The 22,792-nt window shown below is 69.2% G+C and carries 18 protein-coding genes and 1 pseudogene; 10 read left to right on the forward strand and 9 right to left on the reverse strand.

The window, feature by feature from the left end:
• Positions 1-7 precede the first annotated feature (7 nt).
• The 6 genes and pseudogenes from AC099J_RS15095 to AC099J_RS15120 all read right to left on the reverse strand — a co-directional run bounded on the left by AC099J_RS15095 (position 8) and on the right by AC099J_RS15120 (position 6,912).
• Positions 8-1,681, reverse strand: coding sequence for a bifunctional 3-(3-hydroxy-phenyl)propionate/3-hydroxycinnamic acid hydroxylase (locus tag AC099J_RS15095; RefSeq protein WP_479616094.1), 1,674 nt, complete (start codon positions 1,679-1,681; stop codon positions 8-10).
• 81 nt (positions 1,682-1,762) lie between these two features.
• The gene (locus tag AC099J_RS15100) at positions 1,763-2,425 is read right to left on the reverse strand and encodes an aromatic-ring hydroxylase C-terminal domain-containing protein (RefSeq protein WP_479616299.1); all 663 of its coding nucleotides are present in this window, start codon (positions 2,423-2,425) and stop codon (positions 1,763-1,765) included.
• Positions 2,426-2,485: 60 nt separating this feature from the next.
• A pseudogene (locus AC099J_RS15105) lies at positions 2,486-3,546 on the reverse strand (FAD-dependent monooxygenase); the annotation flags it as partial.
• Between the two features lie 27 nt (positions 3,547-3,573).
• Positions 3,574-4,530 carry a fumarylacetoacetate hydrolase family protein gene (locus tag AC099J_RS15110; protein ID WP_479616095.1) on the reverse strand — a complete coding sequence of 319 codons (957 nt, stop codon included), beginning with the start codon at positions 4,528-4,530 and terminating at the stop codon, positions 3,574-3,576.
• Between the two features lie 46 nt (positions 4,531-4,576).
• Positions 4,577-5,719, reverse strand: a complete 1,143-nt coding sequence (locus tag AC099J_RS15115) for a VOC family protein (RefSeq protein ID WP_479616096.1) — start codon at positions 5,717-5,719, stop codon at positions 4,577-4,579.
• Between the two features lie 14 nt (positions 5,720-5,733).
• Complete coding sequence (locus AC099J_RS15120) at positions 5,734-6,912, reverse strand: OmpP1/FadL family transporter (protein WP_479616097.1); 1,179 nt, start codon at positions 6,910-6,912, stop codon at positions 5,734-5,736.
• Positions 6,913-7,035: 123 nt separating this feature from the next.
• Here AC099J_RS15120 and AC099J_RS15125 point away from each other — a divergent pair, with 123 nt between their 5' ends.
• Both AC099J_RS15125 and AC099J_RS15130 read left to right on the forward strand, forming a co-directional pair.
• Positions 7,036-7,812: a TetR/AcrR family transcriptional regulator gene (locus tag AC099J_RS15125; RefSeq protein WP_479616098.1), complete on the forward strand. Its 777-nt coding sequence runs from the start codon at positions 7,036-7,038 to the stop codon at positions 7,810-7,812.
• A gap of 80 nt (positions 7,813-7,892) precedes the next feature.
• Positions 7,893-10,727, forward strand: coding sequence for an ATP-binding protein (locus AC099J_RS15130; RefSeq protein WP_479616099.1), 2,835 nt, complete (start codon positions 7,893-7,895; stop codon positions 10,725-10,727).
• A 39-nt stretch (positions 10,728-10,766) separates the two neighbouring features.
• On the opposite strand, the gene AC099J_RS15135 is transcribed toward AC099J_RS15130, so the two are convergent.
• On the reverse strand, positions 10,767-11,807 hold the full coding sequence (locus AC099J_RS15135; protein WP_479616100.1) for an AI-2E family transporter: 1,041 nt from the start codon (positions 11,805-11,807) through the stop codon (positions 10,767-10,769).
• A 229-nt stretch (positions 11,808-12,036) separates the two neighbouring features.
• On the opposite strand from AC099J_RS15135, the gene AC099J_RS15140 reads away from it, so the two are divergent.
• A complete protein-coding gene (locus AC099J_RS15140) occupies positions 12,037-12,771 on the forward strand; it encodes an MgtC/SapB family protein (protein ID WP_479616101.1) in 735 nt (244 codons plus the stop codon).
• 15 nt (positions 12,772-12,786) lie between these two features.
• Here the strand turns inward: AC099J_RS15140 and AC099J_RS15145 are convergent, their stop codons facing one another.
• Positions 12,787-13,440, reverse strand: coding sequence for a 3-oxoacid CoA-transferase subunit B (locus AC099J_RS15145; protein ID WP_479616102.1), 654 nt, complete (start codon positions 13,438-13,440; stop codon positions 12,787-12,789).
• A gap of 4 nt (positions 13,441-13,444) precedes the next feature.
• Complete coding sequence (locus AC099J_RS15150; RefSeq protein WP_479616103.1) at positions 13,445-14,092, reverse strand: CoA transferase subunit A; 648 nt, start codon at positions 14,090-14,092, stop codon at positions 13,445-13,447.
• A 195-nt stretch (positions 14,093-14,287) separates the two neighbouring features.
• Here AC099J_RS15150 and AC099J_RS15155 point away from each other — a divergent pair, with 195 nt between their 5' ends.
• The 7 genes from AC099J_RS15155 (at position 14,288) to AC099J_RS15185 (ending at position 22,792) form a co-directional block, all read left to right on the forward strand.
• Positions 14,288-16,726, forward strand: coding sequence for a DUF3141 domain-containing protein (locus tag AC099J_RS15155; RefSeq protein WP_479616104.1), 2,439 nt, complete (start codon positions 14,288-14,290; stop codon positions 16,724-16,726).
• A gap of 12 nt (positions 16,727-16,738) precedes the next feature.
• Positions 16,739-17,518 (forward strand): enoyl-ACP reductase FabI, encoded by a 780-nt coding sequence (gene fabI / locus AC099J_RS15160; RefSeq protein WP_479616105.1) that lies wholly within the window; start codon positions 16,739-16,741, stop codon positions 17,516-17,518.
• Positions 17,519-17,538: 20 nt separating this feature from the next.
• Complete coding sequence (locus tag AC099J_RS15165) at positions 17,539-18,975, forward strand: bifunctional enoyl-CoA hydratase/phosphate acetyltransferase (protein ID WP_479616106.1); 1,437 nt, start codon at positions 17,539-17,541, stop codon at positions 18,973-18,975.
• A complete protein-coding gene (locus AC099J_RS15170; protein ID WP_479616107.1) occupies positions 18,972-20,186 on the forward strand; it encodes an acetate/propionate family kinase in 1,215 nt (404 codons plus the stop codon). Before AC099J_RS15165 ends, AC099J_RS15170 begins: the two co-directional genes overlap by 4 nt.
• A gap of 80 nt (positions 20,187-20,266) precedes the next feature.
• Entirely contained in the window at positions 20,267-20,602 is a 336-nt protein-coding gene (locus tag AC099J_RS15175; RefSeq protein WP_479616108.1) for a hypothetical protein, read from the forward strand.
• Positions 20,603-20,861: 259 nt separating this feature from the next.
• Positions 20,862-21,161, forward strand: a complete 300-nt coding sequence (locus tag AC099J_RS15180) for a hypothetical protein (protein WP_479616109.1) — start codon at positions 20,862-20,864, stop codon at positions 21,159-21,161.
• 98 nt (positions 21,162-21,259) lie between these two features.
• On the forward strand, positions 21,260-22,792 hold the full coding sequence (locus AC099J_RS15185) for an efflux transporter outer membrane subunit (RefSeq protein WP_479616110.1): 1,533 nt from the start codon (positions 21,260-21,262) through the stop codon (positions 22,790-22,792).

Here is a 22,792-nt window from a genome sequence, read left to right on the forward strand (position 1 = left end):
AATCGGTTCACGCCGCGTGCTGCGCGTCGTAGGTGGGCAGGGGCGGCGCGGCCGCAGCCGCAGTGGCCGTCACGGGTGGCGCCAGCAGATCCAGTGCGCGCTGCAGGACCGCCTCGGCCTGCGCAGCCGGCCCTTCGGCCAGCACGCAGCGGTCGGGCCTGACGACGGCCACCCAGCCCAGTGGAACGCGCCGCGGCAGCAACGCCTCGTCCAGCGCCTCCAGCCGCTGCGCGGGCGGCGCCAGGTGCTGGGCCTGCGCGCGCTGGCACCACTGCCAGACGCGACCGCCCGTGGCTTGCCAGCGCTGCAGCAGGCCGGCCGGCACGGTGGCGGATGGGTCCACGCCAAAGCCGATCAAGGCCAGATCCAGGCCCAGTGCGTCGTCGCTGAGGACCGGGCCACCACCGGTGGCCGGCCGCACCCAGCCTTGCGGCAGCATGGACCCGGCGCGCAGTTGCTCGCTGCCGGGCACGCGCCGGAACAGGCCCTCGTCAAAGGTGTTCTGCGGTTTGACCTTCAGGTCTTCGAACAGCGCGCGGCCGGCCGGCAGCACGCGCAGCAGGCGCATCAGCCCGTGCACGGCGAACGCGGTGGCGCGGTTCTGCGGCATCACCAGCGCACCCAGCATGAGCGCCAGCTTGATGATCTTTTTGGCGTGTGGCCGGCGCTCGGTGTCGTAGCTGTCCAGCACCTGCTCGCCAGCCTGGCCGTGCACGACTGCCGCCAGCTTCCACGCCAGGTTGGATGCATCGCGCAGCCCGGCCACCAGGCCCTGGCCGGCGAACGGTGGGGTGATGTGCGCCGCGTCGCCGGCGAGGAAGCAGCGGCCCTTGGAGAAGCGCCCAGCCTCGCGCGCATGGAAGCGGTAGACCGCAGTGCGCTCGATGCGGATGCGCTCGCTGTCGCACCAGGGCGCGAGCAGCCGGCGCACCGATTCGGGCCGTTCCATCTCTTGCGGCGTCTCGCCGGGGCGCAGCATGAATTCCCAGCGCTGCCGACCACCGGGCGCCACCATGCGCGGCGCGGGGCGGCGCGGGTCGCAGCTGAACTCGATGTGGTCGATCGGCTCGGGCACATCGAGCGCGTCGACGATCAGCCAGTCCTGCTGGAAGGTGCGGCCCTCGAACTCCAGCCCCAGCGCACGCCGCACCAGCGAGTTGGCGCCGTCGGTGCCCACCAGGTAAAGCGCGCGCACACGGGTCTCCACGCCCGCGTCGTCCTTCAGGAGTGCCTGCACGCAGTGGCCGTCGTCCACGAAGCTCTCCAGCTGGGTGCCCAGCCGCACTTGGACACCAGGGAACTGCGCCAGCTTCGTGCGCAGCAGCTGCTCGAGCTCGGGCTGGTAGAAGGTGACGAGCGCCGGGTGGCCGTCGATCACGCCGGCGCTGTTGATGCGGGCAAAGCGGCCGAACAGCGGCGAGCGGTACTGCACCTGCGGGATGGCGACGGTTTCGAACTCGCCATCGCGCACGCCCACCGCCTGCAGGATGCGCAGCGCCTCGTTGTCCAGCGCGATCGCGCGGGGCTTCTCGAAGATGGCGGTTGCCTTGTCGATGGCCAGCACGCGCACGCCGTAGCGTCCGAGCAGGTTGGCCAGCGCCGCGCCGACCGGGCCCAGGCCGACCAGCAGGATGTCGGTTTCGAGCCGGTGCGCCGGGGATTCGGAGGGGATCGCGTTCATTGTTGGAGACTCGGTTTGGTGGGTTCTTCCAGGCGCTGGCCGCACAGCCCGTGTGCTGTGGCGCGGCAGCGGGGGTGCGGCTCAGGCGGCGGCCCGGACCGGGCGGCCAAGAACCCGCGACAAGGCGTCGGCCAGCACACTGCCGGGGGCATCGGCCCGCCCTGCGCTGCGCCAGGCGACCACGCGGTCGGGTCGGACCAGGACCGCCCCCTGAGCGGAAATGCCCCGCAACTGCGCCCAGGCCAGTCGCGGGTCGAACAGGTCGCCATCCAGGTGGCCGATGCGCACCGCGTCGATCGGCAGATCGTTGGCGTTGCCGATGGCCTTGGCGGCGCTCGACCAGTCCAGTCCGTCTTCGCCCGCGATCAACAGGAAGCGGCCGGGTCCCACCAGATCCTTCAGGGCCTGGCGATGGCCTTCTTCGTCGTCGATCCAGGCATGGGGCAAGGGGCTGCCGGGGCGGGTGCCGGGCTCGTACAGGCGGATATCGTCGATCGCCTGCGGCTGTGGCGAACCGTCGGCAACGATGGCGTCGGATTCGTAGCGGTAGCCGTACTCGACGTTGAGTTCGTTGGCCTCCATGCTGGCTCGGCGAATGGCCTGCAGCGCCCGGCTGCGGTGTGCGGCATCTTCCGCGCGCCCGCTGACCACGCGCTGCAACTGCTGCCAGTTCTGCTCTGCCGTCTGCGCGGGGCTCAACCCGAAGGCTGCACCAATGTCGAAGTGCATGAGCGTGTTTTCCATGGAACGCTGGATATTGCGAGCGTCCACGGGCTTGCGCTCCAGTTCATAACTGTCCAGCAGCGAGGGCTGCGCCTGGCCCTTGAGGACGGCCGCCAGCTTCCAGCAGAGGTTGTGCGCGTCCTGGATGCCGCTGGTCAAACCCAGCCCCCCGGTGGGCGGGTGGCGGTGTGCGGCGTCGCCGACGAGGAAGACCCGGCCCGCCCGAAAGCGCTCGGCCAGCAGACCCTCGATGGCCCAGCGGCTGATCTTGTGGAACGTGATCGGCCTGTTGCCCACCCCCAGGCCCGCGCGCATCATGTTCTCGATCTGCGCGTCGGTCAGGTCCTTGACCTGGTCGACCCGCTGGGTGACGTGGACCACCCATTCCTCGCTGTCGGGGCCCCAGTGGTCCGGCCCCATGGGCACCATCACCACCATCTCTCCCAGCGCGGGGCTCCAGATCCACCGGATCAGGACGTCTGGATCCGGCGCGAGCTGCGAGAAGTCCGCCGAAATGTGGGCCGTGATGGAGTGGGCGATGGTTCCCAGCCCCTGGAGCTGGATGCCGACCTGCCGACCGACGGTGCGACCGCCGTCGCAGCCCAGCAGGTACTGGGCGCGAACCTCGTAGTCCTCACCGCTGTCGAGGTTCCGGATGCGGGCGACGACGCCTTCGGCATGCTGTTCAACTGCACCAGCTCGTGGTGAAACCGCACCCTGCCGGGGTTGAGCGCCTCGGCACGGGCCTTCATCAGAGGTTCGAGCCGGATTTGCGGCAGGTTCGCACTGCGGCAGGCACTGGCCTGCAGCCACTGCAGGCTTTCGCATCCGTGACCCCAGGATTCGACCTTGCCGATGCGGCGCCCCACCGCCGGATCGGTCCCGCTGAAGCCGGCGTACCAGCCCATGGCCTTCATGTTGTCTGCGGGCGTGCTGCGCGCGTAGATGGGTTCGGCGACGCCTGCATCGGTGAGGATTTCCATCGTGCGCTGGTTCAGCACATGGGCCTTCGGCAGGATGGAGGTGGTCGGCAAGGCACTCACGAGCAAGCTGTCGATGCCCAGTCCCGCCAGCAGCATGGACGCGGTCAGGCCAGCGCCGCCGCCGCCAACGATCAACACGGGGGTGGTTTCGGTTTTCATGGGGGTTCCTTTCGGGTGGTGGTGGGTTCAAGGAGCGGTGATGGCAGTCGTCTGCTCGCCCAGATCGATGGCGCCGTCGTCGGTGCGGATGCTCAGGTTCAGGCGGTCGCCCGGGCGCAGGTAGGCCGGGTTGGTGCGCCCCTTGCCGATGAACGCCCGCCACTTGCCGGCGTCGGTCATGAAGTGCTTGAGGATGAACATCACGAGCTTGCCCGGCGCGCGTGCGGCGCAGCCCGCCGGGGTGCCGGTGGCGATCAGGTCGCCCGCGTGCAGGTCGTGCAGCGCTGCCAGCTCGGTCAGCGTGGCGGCGGGGCCGTGGATCATCTCGGCGCAGAGGGCGTCCTGCCGCGTCTGGCCGTTGACCGACAGGCGCATGTGCAGCTCGGGCCAGCGCGCCCATTCCTCGCGCGTCAGCAGCACCAGGGTCGGCCCGACAGGGCCGAAGCCACGGTAGCTCTTGCCCTTGTAGAACTGGCCTTGCGGCAGCTGCACGTCGCGCGCCGAGAGGTCGTTGACGATGGTCACGCCGGCCAGCCATTGCCACAGGTCGTCCGGGCCCACCTGCGTGCCGGCCGGCAGCGGTTTGCGCAGCACCAGGCCGAGTTCGATCTCGTAGTCCAGCAGCTCCACATGCGCGGGGCGGACCACCGGGGCATCGGCGGCCGTGATGCAGGAGGGTGCCTTGGTGAAGATCGTGTTGAAGGGGAAGTTGGACAGCTGCAGGCCCGATTCCTCGACGTGGCTGCGGTAGTTGACGCCCTGGCAGACGAACTGCTGCTGCTCGGTCACCGGCGACAGCAGGCGCACAGAGTCCAGCGGCACGGTGGCCTGAGCGGGTTCAATCGCCCAGAGCAAGTCCCAGTGGCTGGACAGCAGCGCGCCGGTGGTGGATGCGTCGACATCCAGGGGGGCAATCTGGCGGCCGAACTGGACGCCCCAGCGGGGTGTGCCGGCTTCGGCATAACGGATGATCGTGCGTGACATGGTGGTGTGGGGGTCGCTTGGAAGGTTGGTTGGAAGGGGGCTGGCGTCAGAGCCAGGGCCGCGCGGGCGCATCGAGTGCTGCGCTCAGCAGCTTCAGGCGCTGCGGCGTGATTGCCTTGGCGCGCACCAGCTTGAGCACATGCAGCAGGTTGGGCAGGCTCTTCTTCGGTTTCATCGAGGCGGGTGCATCCGCCCCCCAGGCCCAGATGCCGCCGAACTCCAGCGGCGAGTAAGCGGTCTCGAAGTCCGCCGTGAAGCGGTCGCCGTCCGTGTAGTGCTCGTGCTCGAAACCATCGGGGTCGAACCAGTAGTCGAACAACTGGCTGCCCAGCAGATGGCGGCCGATGCCCCACATGTGGCGGTGGCCCTGGGCGCGCAGCACCTGCTGGCCTTGGCCGAGCGCATCCAGGTCGAGCACTTCATAGGCGCTGTGCTCGTACTTCTCTTCGATGCCGCCGACGATCACCAGCGTGTGGTGGTCGGCTGGCTGCTGGCCCAGGTCGAGCCGGCAGAACGCCAGCGCAGGGCTGCCATCGGCAAGGTGCTGCACGTCGGTGGGGATCAGCCCGAGCACGCGCAGGTACCAGTCGGCCATGCGCGCAAAGTTCACGGTCTGCAGCACCACATGGCCCAGCCGCACGACCCGGGCCGGCTCGATGGGCGTGCGCACCGTGCGGTTCACGCGGGGTGTGTCGCGCGCCGTGTTCGTGTGCGGCGTGACCGTCTCGCGCAGCGGCAGCGGGTCGGCCCGCCGCTGGTTCTGCAACAGCCAGACGCTGCGGCCGCTGGGGTCTGTCAGCGCCACGCCCTGGCCACCTGCGGGCAACAGCTCGGGCGCCAGCCAGCTTGCGCCCATGTCTGTCACGTAGCGGTGCAGATCGGTGTCGTCCGACATCTCGAACGCAGGGCCGACGAAGCGGTCCCTCGCGCCTTGCTCGGCGATGGCGATGCAGGGCGCCGTTCCCGCGCCACGCGCCACCAGACGTTGTGGCGTGGCGTTGGTGATGTGAAAGCCGAAGTCGCGCCAGAAGCGCTCGGTGGGCGCCAGCTGGCGCTTTTCCCAGCGCAGGAAGGCCAGCTCGACGGCGCGGCCCAGGGCGGCGGGCCGGGTCAACGGCTGGATGTTCGCGGGCAGCCGGCTCTGGGGCGTGGAGTCGGGCTGGCGCAGTACGGCGGTGGCGGGTTTCACAGGGAGGCCTCGTTTCAGAACGTGCGGTGGTAGCCGAGCATGAACATCTGGACCTTGCTGGTCAGCGCGGTGCCGGCGCTGGCGCCGGTGCCTGTCAGCGTGGTGCGCGGGTTCAGCTCGTAGCCGAGGTTCAGCTCCGAATGCGCATCGAAGCGCCAGCTCACGCCTGCGGTGTAGGCCTCCTGGTGGATCGATGGCACGAGCAGGTTCTGCACGGTGCGCCCGCTGTCGATCTGGACGCTGTTGCGGCTGTAGCCGGCGCGCAGCGTCCAGCGCTCGTCCAGCTTCCAGGCGCCGCCGAAACGCAGGACGGGCTGGTCGCGCCAGGCAAAGCCGTTCGGGTCCTGCATGGCCTTCATGTCGCCCCACAGAATGCGCAGCCAGTCGGCCGCCAGGGTCAGCCGTTCGGTGGCCTGCCAGGCGACGCCGACGCCGTACTGTGCCGGCAGATCCAGGCGGCCACTGCTGTAGGCGAGCATGTCCTGGCGGTAGCCATCCAGCTTGCCCATGCGGGTGCGGCTCTTGAGGTTCAGGCCAAACGACCAGTCGCCTGCCGGCTTCCACAGCAGGCCGGCGCGCAGGCCGACCCCGGTGGCCGACTGTTTGCCGTGGCCGGCCAGCGGCAGCAGGCCGCCGGGCACCGGCGCCGGCACGATCACGCCATCGGCTTCGAACTGCTGCCAGGCCAGGTTGAGGCCCAGGCCGAGCGACAGGTCGGCGCGGGGCTTCCAGGCGATAGCCGGGATGAATTCCGCGACGCGCAGGCTGGTCTTGGCTATGCCGGCGCCCGGCACCGGCAGGGCGGGTTGACCGTAGTCGGAACCCGCGCCCGCGCCGGACGTGCTGATCCCGAGGGTGATGCCACCACCCCGTTGCCAGACCAGACCGCCTTCGGGCACCGGCTCGGTCTGGCGGTTTTCCAGATGGTTGCCCGGCAACAGATAGTCGGCTGACGAATGCCCGCGGAACACCTGCAGGCCGAAGGTCGTGGAGCTCGGCACAAAGGCAATGCCCGCCGGGTTGTTCGCCGCTGCCACTGCGTCCAGCGGCAGCGCGATGGATGCACCGCCCATCGCAGCGTTCTTGATGCCGTTGCCGCCAGGCAGCGCGCCGTTGACGGCCAGCGCACCGGTGTGCAGGGCGGCAGCGGCCAGCGCCGCGGCGAGGGGGAGGGTTCGGGATTGTCCGTACATGGGGTGGTCTTTCGGGTGGTCGGGAAGACGTTTAGAATTGACAGTACCGTCATGATGACAAAGTCGTCACTATGAAGGTACTAGCGTTTCTACCTACTCCACCGCGCCCTGCACAATTCATCCATGCCTATGCAAGACCACCGCCAGCGCGTCGCAGCCGAGCGCCGCGACCGCATGCGCGCCCGCCTGCTCGCCAGTGCAATGCGCCTGATTGCTGAGAAGGGCCCTGCGGCGACCTCGATCGACGACGTCATCTCGGTCGCCGAGGTATCACGTGGCACTTTCTACAAGTACTTCCCGTCCCCGGACGTGCTGGTCCGTGAGCTCGCGGTGGCGATTGCCAACGAGCTGATCGCGATGGCCGAGCCGGTGGTGCTCAGCCACGACGACCCGGCGGAACGGGTGTCGAGCGGCATTCGTCTCGTCGCCCGCCTGGCCATCGACCATCCGCTGGCCGCCACCTTCCTGGTGCGCCTCGGATGGCCCGATGCGCAGGGGCCGAACATGCTGCTCGCGTTTGTGAAACGCGATCTGGAGGCGGGCATCCGCGAGCGTCGCTTCACACCGATGCCGATCGCACTGGCCCTGAACATCGTGACCGGCGCCGTGCTCGGGGCGACGCACTGCATGCTCTTGCCCGGCTGCGAAAGCGACTTCGCTGAACAGAGTGCGGGCGCTGCCCTGCGTGCCCTGGGGGTGGATGCCAAGAGCGCCGATCGAATCGCGCGCACCCCGCTGCAGCCGGTGCAGATTCTTGCCGACGGTTTGCTCGTCGAAACGTCCGAATTTGCTGCGGGGCCCGTTGGGCCTGCACTGGCCAGCCGGGTCGCGCGGCGCAAGTTGGGGGTAACAGTCGGATACCCACCCGCATCTTCCAAAGCGCTTCGGGAACCTTCATAATTTGTGCGAGCCCCCTTCGCACGTCGCACCACTTGTCACGCCCGCCCCCGCCTGCAAACCCCGTCCGCGCTCGCTTCGACGTGTTCGAGCTCGACGAGACGAATGCCCGGCTGTTGCGCAACGGCCGGCCGGTGACCCTTGCCCCAACGCCGTTCAGTCTGTTGTGCACCCTTGCGCGACAACCGGGGGTGCTGCTCGCCAAGGACGCGCTGCTGGACGCCGTCTGGGGTCACCAGTTCGTCAGCGAATCGGTGCTCAAGACCGCCATCAGCGACCTGCGCACCGCGCTTGGCGACAACCCTCGCGAATCGCGCTTCATCGAGACCGTGCCGAGGCGCGGTTATCGCTTCGTTGCAGTGCTGTCGGCGGCGCCCTCCGACACCGGGCCGGCCGCATCGGCGCGGACGGGCCCCGATCAGTCACCGTCCTTCGTCGGCCGCGCTGACGCCATGGACTGTCTGGAGCGTGCATGGCACCAGGCCTGCAACGGGCAGCGTGCAGTGGTCTGGATTGCCGGCGAACCGGGCATCGGCAAGACCACGCTGATCGAGCACTTTGCCGCCGGCCGCGATGGCGTGGCCCGGGCACGCGGGCAGTGCGTGGAGCACCACGGCAGCAGCGAACCCTACCTGCCAGTGCTGGAGGCACTGGCCGAGCTGTGCCGGGGCGACACCTCGCTGCCGGCGCTGCTGCGCAGCGTGGCGCCGACCTGGCTGCTGCAGCTGCCGTGGCTGAGCACGGTGGAGGAGCGCGACGCGTTGCGTCGTGAGCTCGCTGGTGTCGGCCCCGACCGCATGCTGCGCGAAATGGGCGAGTTGCTCGACCGCTACACCGAGCATCGCCCGCTGCTTCTGGTGACTGAAGACCTGCACTGGAGCGATCGCGCCACGCTGCGGCTGATCGACCACGTGGCGCGGCGGCGCGGGCGGGCCCGTCTGATGTGGCTCGCGAGCTTTCGCCTGGCCGAGGTGGTCGCGCTGGAACACCCGCTCAACCCGCTGCGCCATGAGTTGCGCATGCAGCGCCTGTGCCAGGAAGTGGTGCTCGACCCGTTCTCGGAGACCGAGGTCGCCGACTTCATCGCGCATCGCTCCCCCTCTCTCGCGCGCGACGAGGCGTTCGTGCGCGCGGTGCACGACCGCACCGACGGCGTGCCGCTGTTCGTCTCGTCAGTCGTCACCGAGGTGATCGAGCGCAGTGCGGATGACGCCGCCATCGGCGCGCGGCTGTCGTCGCTTGCCGTGCCACAGAACCTTGCCGCCATCATCGATCACCACATCGCCAGGCTCCCCGCCGACACACGCACGCTGCTGTCGGCGGCGGCCGCCTGCGGCGTGGACTTCCGGGTCGACACGGTGGCGCAGGCATTGGCAAGCGACGCTGCCTCCGTGGCGCTGGCCTGCGAGGCGCTGGCCCGCGAACAGGTGTGGCTGACCGAGTTGCGCGCAAGCGGCACCGACACAGCGGTCGAGCCGGCCTACGCCTTTCGGCATGCGCTGTTCCGCCAGGTGCTGTATGAGCGCACGGCGCCGTCGTTGCGCGTGCAGCTGCATCGGCAGGTGGGTGCCGCGCTCGAGCGCGAGCGCGCTGCCGGTGTGCCGGTGGCGCCGGGCGAGCTGGCGATGCACTTCGAATGTGCACGCCAGCCGATGACCGCGCTGCGCTATTGCGCTGAGGCGGCGCAGGCGGCGCTGCTGCACTTCAGCCCGGCTGCCTGCCTGAGCCTGGCCGAACACGCATCGCTCCTGATCCCGCAGTCCCCGCCGGGGTCGGAGCGTGACACGCTGGAGATCACGCTCGCAACGTTGCAGGGCTTGTCTGCCTTTCAGACGCTGGGGGTCGGCAACGAAGCCAAAAATGCCCTCGAGCGTGCCTACGCGCTGTTGCCAAGCGTGCCCGGGCACGCGATGCGCGGCCGCCTGTTGCACGGGTATGGATACGTGCTGAGCCTGCGAGGTGAGCACGCGCGCGCACTCGAAGTGGCCCGACTGGCCGAACGCCTTTCGCTGGCGCACGACGAGCCCGTGTTGATGCTGGCGGCGTGCCTGGTGCACGGCGAAACGCAGCACATCCAGGGGCAGTCGCAGGCGGCGCGCGCGTGGTTCGAGCGCGGGCTCACGATCGCGCAGGCGCTGCAGGGCGCCGACAACGAAGTGGGTGCGGTGGACCCGCAAGTCACCTTGCTCGGGCTGCTTGCCATCGAGATGCTGCGTGGCGGTTGGATCGGGCAGGGCAGGGCGCTGCTGGGGCGGGCACGCAGACGCGCAACCGAGCTGCGCCAACCCATGACACGCCTCGTCGCGGCCTGGCACGAGGCGCTGTTCGAGGTGCGCATGGGCAATGCCGGCCGCGTTGCCCAGCTGGCCGACGAGATGCGCACGCTGGTCGAGGCGTTCTCTCTCGGGCAAGGCCAGGCGGCCTACCAGTCATTCCGAGGCTGGGCCCACGTCCATGCGGGCCGGCCCGCCGAAGGCCATCGGCTCATCCTGGAGGCCTGCGAACTCAATGCGCGCCTGTGCATGCGCGCCGGCTCCAGCGAAGTGCTCGGCTATGCGTCGGAAGCGCTGCTGTTGGGCGGCGATCTGGACGGCGCCCAAGCCCAGCTCGACGAGGCGCTGCAGATCGCCGATGAACTGACCGAGCGCGTCTATCTGCCGCAGCTGCGTCTGCTCGAAGCGGCCATCGCCCGCGGCCGGGGCCGCGTCGAAGCCGCCGCCGCGTCGTCGCGTTCGGCTGTGCAGGAAGCGCAGGCCCAGCAGGCGCCGTGGGTCGAACTGGTCGCGCTGACCGACTTGTGCGCGCACGCGGGTGCAACCGCCGCTGACGCTCTTGCCCTGGCTGCGCTCGTCGCAAGCCTGCCGGAGGCGGCCGGCACGGACGTGGCACAGCGCGCGCGGTTGCTGGCCGCCGCGTAAGGGCTCGAAAGCCCAGGGCCCCTGCGCTGTCGCTGTCGTTCAGTGTCGTGTGTCGCGCACCCACTGTGCCCAGAGCTCCCGGGCCAGGGTGAGCACCACCGGTCCGATCACCAGGCCGACCATCCCGAGCGTGCTGAAGCCGCCAATGCAGCCCATCAGCACCCAGGCGAATGGCAGCGGCACCCCGCCGCGCGACGCGAGGGGCCGCACGAGCTTGTCACCGCACAGCAGCACCAGGCAGCCCAGGAGCAGCACGACCAGCGCCGCCGTCGACGCGCCTTTGAGCGCCAGCTGCAGCACCAGTGCGGCCACCGCCGCATAGCCGAGGAACGGCACGGCGGCCAGCGCGCCGGTGATCGCCGCCCACAGCAGCGCGTGCGGTGCGCCCGCGATCGCAAAGGCCAGCGCTGCCGCCACGCCGTCGAACAGGGCCACGAGCACCATGCTGTTGACCGACGCACGCACAGCGCGTGTGGCGATCTGCACATAGCGCTCGGCCCGGTCTCCAATGGCCACGCGCAGGGCGCGGGTCAGCTCGCGGCCCAGCGCAGCGCCGTCGTGGTAGAGAAAGCTCATCAGCAGGATCGCGAACCCGACGATCAACGCGTGTCGTGCGGTGAACGTCCCCATCGATTGCGCCCAGCCGAGCAGCGTGGAAGCGTCGGCGCGCTGTGTGAGCATCTGCAATGCGCCGGGTTGGGCGAGTTGGTCTTGCCACAGCGCGGCCAGCCAGGGGCCGATGACTGGTGCGCTCGTCAGCCATGGGGGCAGCACCAGGGCCTCTCCATCCGCTGCGGCAAGCCCGAGCAGCAAGGCGTACCCCTCGCTCAGCAGCGCGCCACCGGCGAACGTCATTGGGGCAAGCACCAGCAATGTGATCACGCCGGTGAAGATGGCGGCGCCCATGTGTTCGCCCACGGCGCGCGGCAAGCGCCTGCGGAAGGCGGCGTAGAGGGGCCAGGTCGCGATGGCGGTCACGCACGCCGCCAGCAGTGCCTCGATGAAGTCGTGCACGATCCAGACGGACAAGGCAACGATCGCGGCGGCCAGCAGCCGCCCCGGGGTGAGTTGAAAGTTCATGGGCTGGGCCTCGGGGCAGGTGATGGGTGATCGCAGCCAATCTAGACGTGCGCGACGCCGCAGTCGTCAGCGTCCGGTCGTGGATGCGTCGCAGTTGTGCCGTACGGGCCTGCAGCAGGGGTTTTGACCGAACCCCGACGTTTCGCTGACGACGCGAGCGCACCCCCGCACTACGCTGACGTCGACCTTCACACAAACCAATCGCCTGTGCTCTACAGGCAATCCAACCATGCTCGGGCAACTTCAACATTACTGGAGCGGTGAGTTCCTCGCCGCCAACGCTTTCATCGCGCTGAACCTGGTGGGCGCGCTCCTGCTGGGCATGCTGGTCGGATACGAGCGCTCCTACAACGGCCGGGCGGCGGGCATGCGCACCTACGGGCTCGTCTGCATGGCCTCGACGGCGCTCACCGTGTTCGTCGGCCACGCATCGCTGTGGTACGGCGGAACGGCGCCGCACCTGCTGGCCGATCCGACACGCGTCGTGCAGGGGGTCGTGAGCGGCATCGGCTTCCTGTGCGCCGGCGTCATCATGAAGGATGGTTTGAACATCAGCGGCCTCACGACGGCCGCGTCGATCTGGGCAGCTGCAGCGATCGGCGTGTTGCTCGGCGTCGGCTTCTACCTCGCCGCGCTGCTGCTGGCATTGCTGTGCATGCTGTCGATGTCGATGCTGCATCGACTGGAGGCCCTGCTGCCTGGCCGCTCGACCTTGGATGTCACGCTGACGTTCCACCCGCAGCTTCCCCCGTCGTTCGACGAGATCTCCGGCATTGCGCAAGCTCGCGGCTACAGGATGTTGCGCAACAGTCTGAGCATCACGTTCGTGGACAGCCGGCCCGTGTGGCGGTTCAGTGTCGTGGCCCTGGACCGTTCGCGTGCCACATTTCCCGCCGCCCTGGCCGAGGAGATCGCCGCGACCGAGGGCGTCACCGGTTTCAGCATTGCGCCGGTGCGCAACTGAGCCCTACAGCGGCGTCTAGGCGATCGGCATCGTGCCCACGGTGTCGGGCACGCTGAGTTCGGCTTCGGTCGCCGCAAGGACCTGCTCGACGCTCACGCCGGGCGCCGTCTCCAGCAAGGTCGCGCGGCCGCCGGGGAAGGCAATCACCGCCAGGTCCGTGACGATGAGATCGACCGGGCGCACGGAGGTGAGCGGCAGGCTGCACCGGCGCACGATCTTGGCCTGGCCCTTGGCGGTGTGCTGCATGGCCACCACGACGCGCTTCGCGCCTGCGACCAGGTCCATCGCGCCGCCCATGCCGGGCACCATCTTTCCGGGGACCATCCAGTTGGCCAACAACCCGCGGTCGTCCACCTGCAGGCCGCCGAGCACGGTCATGTCCAGGTGCCCGCCGCGAATCAGGCCGAAGGACATCGCGCTGTCGAAGGCGCAGGCGCCCGGCAGGGCCGAGACCGGCCGCCCTGCCGCATCGGTGAGCCGTGCCTGCGCCAGACCCTCCTGCGGCACCGGGCCGGTACCGATCAGGCCGTTCTCCGACTGGAAGTAGATCTGCATGCCGGCTGGCACATGGTTGGCCACCAGCGTCGGGATGCCGATGCCCAGGTTGACCAGCATGCCCGGCCGCAGTTCCAGGGCGATGCGCTTTGCGATGAGGGTCTGTGCGTCCATGGTGTCAGTTGCTCGCGATCAGGTAGTCGACGACCGGCGCAGGCGTCATCACCTGGTCGGGTGGGATGACGCCGACCGGAACGATGTTCTCGGCCTCCACGATCACGGCACTGGCCGCCATCGCGATCACCGGATTGAAGTTGCGCGCGGTCAACGCGTATTGCAGATTGCCGATGTAGTCGGCGAGAAAGCACTGCACGAGCGCGAAGTCGGCGCGCAACGCGGTCTCCAGCAGGTAGGGCTTGCCCTCGACCTCGATGCGCTGTTTGCCTTCCTCCACGACGGTGCCGACACCGGTGGGCGTGAGCACGCCGCCCAGGCCGAAGCCTGCAGCGCGTATGCGCTCGATCAGCGTGCCCTGTGGCACCAGCTCGACCTCCATCTCGCCGGCCAGCATCTTCTTCTGCGTCTCGGGGTTGAGCCCGATGTGGCTGGCGATCGTCTTGCGGACCAGGCCGGCAGTCACAAGCTTGCCGATGCCAATGCCAGGCATCGCGTTGTCGTTGGCGATCACGGTGAGATCGCGCTTGCGCTGGCGCACCAGTTCGTCGACGACGCGCTCGGGCGTGCCCACGCCCATGAACCCGCCGATCATCAGACTGGCGCCATCGGGGATCATCGCCACCGCGTCGTGCAAGGAAATGGTTTTCATGATGAGGTGTTGCGGGCCAGGGCTGGCTGGCACAGGTGTTTGACAGGGATCAAGCGTAGCTGCGCCGCTTCGGCGAGTCGTCAGCGAAAGGTCGTGCTTGCGTCGCGATCACCCCCTCGCCGCTTACCTGACCACGACCGAATGCCGACGTTTCGCTGACGACTCGCCTGCAGTCGGTCGCTAACGTCTGTCCCCATGAACCAAACCCCCAATGTGAACCGCCGGCTCCGCAAGAGCCAGGACGTCTCGGCCAAGGTCGCGCAGGTGCTGAAGACCCGCACCACCACGGCCTTGACGCAGATCAACGACCGCGTGCGCGAGGCCGTCCAACAGCACGTCGCCGACGTTCCATCGCAGCCCGTCTCGCCATGGGACCTGTGGACCAGCGGCGCGCAATATGCGGTCGACTTCGTCCAGCGCTCGGTGATCTTCGGCGACACGCTGCGCAAGCGTGGCAACAACTTCATCGAGCACGAACGTCAGGGGCTGCCGCCGGTGCTGCACTTCGAGCACGAGATGGTGATGGACGGCCGCACCTTCGAGCAGCCGGTGAACTACGCGCTGCTGCGCATCGTGCCACCGGTCGGCATGGTCATCGACGACGCGCGCCGGCCCTACGTGATCATCGATCCGCGCGGTGGCCACGGGCCCGGCATCGGCGGCTTCAAGGACGACTCGCAGGTCGGTGTTGCGCTGCGTGCGGGCCACCCGGTCTACTTCGTGATGTTCTACCGCGACCCGGAGCCGGGCCAGACCTTGCTGCATGTCTGCAATGCCGAGCGCCTGTTCGTCAGGCGTGTGCGCGAGCTGCATCCCGATGCGCCCAAGCCGGCAGTCGTCGGCAATTGCCAGGGTGGCTGGTCCGCCATGATGCTGGCCGCAGCCAGCCCCGATGACACGGGCCCGGTGGTCGTTGTCGGCGCGCCGATGTCGTACTGGGGTGGTGCGTGGCGCGAGGGCGCGGGCGACAACCCGATGCGCTATGCCGGCGGGCTGCTCGGCGGGAGTTGGCTGGCCTCGCTGACCTCGGACCTCGGCGCGGGCACCTTCGACGGCGCCTGGCTGGTGCAGAACTTCGAGAACCTGAACCCGGCCAACACCTTCTGGGACAAGTACTACAAGGTGTTCTCGAACATCGACACCGAGCCGGAGCGGTTCCTGGAGTTCGAGCGCTGGTGGGGTGGCTACTACCTGCTCGGCGGGCAGGAGATCGAATGGATCACCCAGAACCTGTTCGTCGGCAACCGGCTGTGGGCCGGCACTGAGCGCACCGGCGAAGGCGGCGCGTTCGACCTGCGCGACGTGAAGGTGCCGATCGTGCTGTTCGCCTCGCTGGGCGACAACATCACGCCGCCGCAACAGGCCTTCAACTGGGTCGCCGACGTCTACCGCAGCACCGAGGAGATCAAGCTGCGCGGGCAGGTGATCGTCGGCTTGATGCATGAGGACATCGGTCACCTGGGCATCTTCGTCTCCGGCAAGGTGGCGAAGAAGGAGCACACGCAGATCGTCTCGGTGCTGCAGTCGATCGAGGCGCTGCCGCCGGGGCTCTACGGCATGCGCATCGTCGAGGGCCGTGGCGACAACGGCGAGCCGAGCCAGGAAGTCAGCTTCGAAGAGCTGCAGCTCGAGGACATCGCCAAGCGGCTGAACCGCTTCGAGCGCGAAGACGAGCAGCCCTTCGAGGTGGCCAACACGATCGCCGAGTTCAACCAGCGTGCCTACGCGCTGTTCGGCCGCCCGCTGGTGAAGGCGCTGGCGACCGAACAGGGCGCGCAACTGCAACGCATCTTCCATCCGCTGCGCTGGCAGCGTTGGGTGGCCTCGGACCTCAACCCCTTCACGTGGTGGCTCGGCCCTGCAGCGCAGTTGGCGAAGGCGCAACGCCAGGCCCTGCCAGCCGACCATCCTGCACGCCGTGCCGAGGCGCTCGTCTCGTCGTTGACCAGTGCGTCGCTCGACCACTACCGCGCCATGCGCGATGCCGTGTCCGAAGCGAGCTTCTTCCAGATCTACGGCAACCTCCAGGCCAACGACCTCGCAAGCGAGCCTGCGGCCGCCGCAAATGCACCGCCGCCAGCAGCCACCGGGCTGATCGAGCAAGCGCTGGCCCGCGTCGCCCGGGGCGGCTACCCCGAGGCTCTGGCGCGTGTCGCATTCTTGATGTCGCCCGACAAGGAGCCGTTGCCGCTGGCCCGGGTGCGGCTCGCGCAGGACCTGCTCGACGACTACCGTGAACTGCTCCCCGATCTGTCGCCTGCCGACGTGCGCCGCATCGGCGGCGCGCAGGAAGTGATCGCGCGGCATGACCCTGACACGGCGGTCCAGACGCTGCCGGCCTTGCTGAGCGACCCGCAGGACCGCCAACGTCTGCTCACGCTGCTCGAACGGCTGCTCGCCGACAAACGTGTGCAGAGCGTGCAGCCCAGCGTGGCGCAGCAGCGGATGCTGGCGCGCATCCGCGCGGTGCTGGCGCCGGCCACTCTGGCCACGCTGGCCACTCCGGCCAAGTCGGCCACGCTGGCCAGGTCGGCCACGCTGGCCGCTCCAGCCAAGTCGGCAACGGCCACGCCAGCGAAGCGGCAAACGCGCCGCGCACCGGCGGCTCGCAAGGCGCCCGCCGCCAGGAAATGACAGGAAGAATTCATGGACACCCAATCTGAAACCCTGCTCGCCGGCCGCAAGGGCCTGGTCGTGGGCATTGCCAACGAACACAGCATCGCCTACGGCTGCGCCAGCATGTTCCGGCGCTGCGGCGCCGAGCTCGCCGTGACCTGGCTCAACGACAAGGCGCGTCCGCATGTGGAGCCGCTGGCCCGCAAGCTGGAAGCGCCGATCGCGATGGCGCTCGACGTCGAGCAGCCCGGCGCGCTGGAGGCCGTATTCGACGCGGTGCGTGAGCGCTGGGGCCGGCTCGACTTCGTGCTGCACTCGATTGCGTTCGCGCCTCAAGCCGATCTCCACGGCCGGGTCACCGACAGCTCACGCGAGGGCTTTGCGCGCGCGATGGATGTGTCGTGCCACTCGTTCACGCGCATGGCCCGCCTGGCCGAACCGCTGATGACCGACGGCGGCACATTGCTGACGATGAGCTTCCACGGTGCTTCCGAGGTGGTGTCGCACTACGGCGTGATGGGGCCGGTCAAGGCGGCACTCGAGTCCTCGGTGCGCTACCTCGCCAGCGAACTCGGCCCGCGCGGCATTCGCGTGCACGCCGTCTCGCCGGGCCCGATCCGCACCCGCGCGGCCTCCGGCATCGCGTCGTTCGACGAGCTGATCGACGATTCGCGGCGCCGCGCGCCGCTTGCGCGTGAGGTCGAGATCGACGACGTCGGCTCGTTCTGCGCGTTCCTCGTCAGCGACGCCGCTCGCGCCATCACCGGCGACGTGCACTACGTCGACGGCGGCTTCCACGTCATCGCCTGACGGCTTGCCCAACACCCATCATGTCCAGAACCCTGAACCCCGAAGACTTCGACGTCCTGCGCAACCGAACCTTCGACGAGATCGCCGTCGGCGACACCGCGAGCAGCGAGCGCACGCTGAGCGCGGCCGACATCCAGCTCTTCGCAGCGGTGTCCGGCGACATCAACCCCACGCATGTCGATGGCGAGTTCGCCGCTGGCACGCCGTCGGGTGGCGTCGTCGCGCACGGCATGTGGGCAGCGTCGCTGATCTCCGCGTTGCTCGGCACCAGGCTGCCCGGACCGGGCGCCGTTTATGTCAGCCAGACGCTCAAGTTCCTGGAGCCGGTGCACGTCGGCGACACGCTGAAGGTCACCGTCCGCGTGACCCGGCTCGAAGCGAGCGAGCGCCTCGTCGAGCTCGACTGCCAGTGCGTGAACGGCAGCGGCGACCCCGTGCTTTCGGGCACGGCCACCGTGATCGCGCCCGCGGAGCGCATCGAGCGCGCGCGCAGCGCGTTGCCGCACGTGCGCATCGAGATGACGCAGGGTGACGAACTCGTCCGCCTGCTGCACAACGTGCGGCCGCTGGGGCGCCTCAATGTGGCTGTGGTGCACCCCTGCGACGCGGTCAGCCTGTCGTCTGCACTCGACGCACGGAGCGCCGGGTTGATCGAGCCGGTGCTGGTGGGGCCGCGCGAGCGGCTGCTGGAGGTCGCAGCGCAGAACGGCCTGGACCTGGGCGGCGTCGTCATCGAGGATGCGCCGCACAGCCATGCTGCGGCAGCCCGCGCCGTCGAGCTGGCGCTGGCCGGCACGGTGGAGGCGCTGATGAAGGGCAGCCTGCACACCGACGAGCTGATGGGCGCGGTCGTCGCAAGCCGGCTGCGTACCAGCCGGCGCATGAGCCACTGCTTCGTGATGCAGACGCCGTTCTACCCGCGGCCCTTCATGATCACGGACGCCGCGATCAACATTGCGCCCACGCTGCAGGACAAAGCCGACATCGTGCGCAACGCGGTCGACCTGGCGCATGCCTTTGGCGTCGCGCAGCCGCGTGTTGCCGTGCTGGCGGCGGTGGAAACCGTCAACCCGCAGATGCCCGCGACGCTGGACGCGGCGGCGCTGTGCAAGATGGCCGACCGCGGCCAGATCCAGGGCGCCCTCATCGACGGGCCGCTCGCGTTCGACAACGCGGTCTCGGCCGCGGCGGCACGCACCAAGGGCATCGTCTCCGAGGTCGCAGGCAGCGCCGACATCCTGCTCGTGCCCGACCTGGAAAGCGGCAACATGCTGGCCAAGCAACTCTCGTATCTGGGCGGTGCGGCCAGCGCCGGCATCGTGCTCGGCGCGCGCGTGCCCATCATCCTGACGAGCCGCGCTGACACGCGCGAGTCACGCATCGCCTCGTGCGCGGTTGCACTCATCGCGGCCCGTGGTGCTGCCGCCAAAACCGCGGCGACGCAGGTGGCCGCATGACCGAACCCATCCTCGTCCTCAATTGCGGCTCGTCGAGCATCAAGTTCGCGCTGTTCGACCCTGGTCTCGATCCGCTGCCGCGCGCGGCCATGTGGTCGGGCCGGATCGAAGGCATCGGCAGCGCAAACGCGCGCCTTGTCGAAGGCGGTGCGCCGCCGGTCGCGCTCGTGCTCGATGCCGGCGAGCCCTACGCGTCGGCGCTGCAGCGCGTGCGCGACTGCGTCGTGCAGCACACACGCGGCCAGCTGCCTGCGGTTGTGGCGCACCGTGTGGTGCACGGCGGCAGCAAGTACGGTGCGCCGGTGCGCATCGACCCTGCGGTGCTCGCAGACCTGCGCGAGTACATCACGCTGGCGCCATTGCACCAGCCCTATGCGCTGCACGCGATCGAGGTGCTGCTGGCCGAACTGCCCGGCGTGCCGCAGATCGCGTGTTTCGACACGGCCTTTCACCGCACGCTGCCGCAGGTGGAGCAGATGCTGCCGCTGCCGCACGCCATGTGGGAGCGCGGCGTGCGCCGCTACGGTTTCCATGGGCTGTCGTACGAGTACATGGCCATCACGCTGGCCGAGCGGCATGGCGATGCCGCACGCGGTCGCACGATCGTCGCCCACCTGGGCAGCGGTGCCAGCCTGTGTGCGATGCAGGGCTTGAAGAGCGCTGCCACGACGATGGGCTTCTCAGCGCTGGACGGCCTGATGATGGGCACACGTTGCGGCTCGATCGACCCGGGCGTGCTGCTGCACCTGATGGATGCCGAGGGCTACGACGCGAAGCGGCTCTCGCACCTGCTGTACCACGAGTGCGGCCTGCTGGGCGTCTCCGGCCTGTCGGCCAGCCCGCTGCCGCTGCTGGCCGCCGAGGCCACGGATGCGCGTGCGCGTGCCGCGCTCGAGTTGTATGTGCGCCGTGTGGTGCGCGAGATCGGTGGCCTGGCGGCCGCGCTCGGCGGGCTGGACATGCTGGCCTTCACCGCCGGCGTCGGCGAACACAGCGCGCCATTGCGCGAGCGCATCTGCAGCGCGCTCGGATGGATGGGCGTGCAGATCGACGATGCCGCGAACCAGGCCAACGCCGACACGATCTCGCGCCCGGGTGGTGCGGTGCGCGTCGTCGTCGAGCCGACCAACGAGGAGTGGGTCATGGCCGCGCACGCGCTCGACCTGATCCGCCCCGCGCGCAAGAGCCCCCAACCCCGAAAAGGAACCTGACATGAAAGCCCCACGCTCACTTTGTTCACTGCCCTCTGACGAGGCGCCCCGATTCCTCGGACCAGCCGGGCAGGACTGACATGGAAAGGCACGACGACCCATACCGCTATTGGTGGTGGAAGAACAACCTCGGTGCGGTGGACCGCGAGGTGGCCCGAATGGCCATGCTGTGCCGCGTGAGGATCCTGGACCCCGGAATCATTGACCGCGTGATCCAGGGCGACGACTCGGTGTGCGGGACCGACAACCCGATCGCGTTTCGCAAGCTGCACGACCTGGTGCGGATGCATTTCATGGTGCGCCAGAAGTCGGCCGACGCGCTCGGCCAGCAGCAAGCCACGGAGATCGAGCTCGACATCATCGAGCGCCTGAAGAAATCCTTTCCGGATCTCGCTGCGGACTGGCCCCGTCTCTGACGGCAGGGGCCGCTGCGCCGGCAGCCCGGCATGGCGCAGCAGCGCCGAACCGGGCCATGAAGCGCTTGCCCTGCGACGGGTAACGCGGCTTGAACAGAGCAGGCAGCACGTTCCGTGGCATGCACGAACCTGCGTTTGCACTGCGGGCGCAGCCCGCCGGTGCGCATCGGCGTGCGTGCCTGGTTTGGCTGCCGGCCCCTGGCCTTCCCCACCCACCGCGTGATCAGCCGGTGCATCACTTTGGTTCCCCTGACCGACCATGCGACCGAACGCCGACCTTTTGCTGACGACACGGCCACAGGATCGACATACGCTGGGATGCACGCTTGCCGATCCATCCGCTGCCATGACGCTCAACTCCGAAACCAAGTACCCGAACCGTCGCGCCTATGTGCTGAAGCTGCATGGCGACGCGACTGCCCAGACGCTCACAGGCCGCATCGAAAACCTGGTCACCGGGCGTCAGAGCGAGTTTGCGTCTGCCGTCGAACTGCTGGCCACCCTGGCCACTGACCTCATGCCGGCTGCCGACGAGTGTGGCACTGGTCCCGCCGAGTGAACCATGCCGATGGCGACCAAAACGCGACGCAACGCTGACGACTTCGCGAGAGGCGGGCCGTACGCTTCAACCCTTCGCATTCAGACGAGTCCATGACAATGTCCCCTCCCTCTGCGCTTACTCCACCGCCAACCGCCAGGCCGCGGGCCGGGCGTCGCGGCGCGCCGCTCAGTCCTGTCGCCCGCACGGCGCTGGCCGTCTCCCTGGCCCTGGCCCTGGCGCTGGCCGGTTGCTCCACCCCGGTTTCTCGGGCGAAGGTGGACGTTCCCTCCCAATTCGCCGCCGGCATGGACGCCCAGGCGGAGCCCGAAGCCGCGTGGTGGGAGGCTTTCCACGACCCGGTGCTGAGCGACCTGGTGCGCCGCGCAGCGCGTGAGAACCGCGACCTCCGGATCGCGGCCGAGCGGCTGAGCGCGGCGCGCGCCGGCGTGACGGTCAGCCGGTCCTTTCTGATGCCCAGCGTGAGCGCCGTCGGCGCGGCCAGCGACCGCAGCAGCGGCTATGGCAGCGCCGTGAAGCAGGAGATGCCCGACACCCAGGCAGCCAGTGCCGGCCTGGGCATTTCGTGGGAACTGGACCTGGCCGGCCGCCTGCGTGCCGGCGCGGCCGCGTCTGCCGCAGAGGCGCTGGCGGCCGAGCACGGCATGCACGGCGTGCGGCTGCTGGTGATCAGCGACGTCGCCACCCACTACTTCACGCTGCTGGGCGCGCAGCGCCAGCTCGATACCCTGCGTGCCATCTCGGCCGCCCACGACGAGACGCTGCGCCTGGTGCAGGCACGCCAGCGCGCCGGCCTGGCGAGTTTGTTCGACGTGGAACGCGCGCAGACCGATGCCGCATCGGCGCGCGCACAGATTCCGCCGCTGGAGACGGTGGCGGCCGTCTCGCGCCACCGCATCGCCGTGCTGATCGGCGACCAGGCCTTCCACGCCGCAAACATCGCGCCCTGGCAGGGCGAGGTCGCCGTGCCCCTTGCCCGGCCCGGCCAACCTGCCACGCTGCTGCAGCGCCGCCCCGACGTGCTGGCCCTGATGGCACAGCTGGACGCGGCCAATGCGCGCCGCCAGCAGGCTGCTGCCGAGTGGTTTCCACGGCTGTTCCTGGATGCGTCGTTCGGCCGCCAGAACCTGGAGCTCAACGGCATCGGTCTGGGCTCGGCCCGCTACACGAACGTGGCGGCGATGCTGGCCATGCCGCTCTTCAACGCCGGCCGCACGCGGGCCCTGAACGACGCGGCCGAGAGCGGCCAGCGCGAGGCGGTGCTGCGTGCCGAGGACGGCATGGTCCGGGCCTTGGAGGATGTGGAGAACGCGCTGGTCGCGTTGTCCGCCGAGCGGCAGCGTTCGGCGTCGCTGCAAGCCGCTGCGGCCTCGGCCGACGCGGCGCTGGGCCGCGCGCAGTCGCTCTACAACCGCGGCCAGATCGACCTGCTGCCGCTGCTCGACGCGCAGCGCGCGCGTCTGGCGGTGCGACTGGGCGCCAACAACAGTGGCACGCAGTTGCTGCTGGGCAGCGTGCAGCTCTACAAGGCGCTGGGTGGGGGCTGGCAGGTGTTCGAGCCCGCCACCCAGGCGCAGGACCCTGCTGCCGTGCCAGCGGCGGCGGCCGACACCGCCCGCCCGCTTTCCTGA

The organism is Rhodoferax sp. RT4P68 (assembly GCF_056521305.1).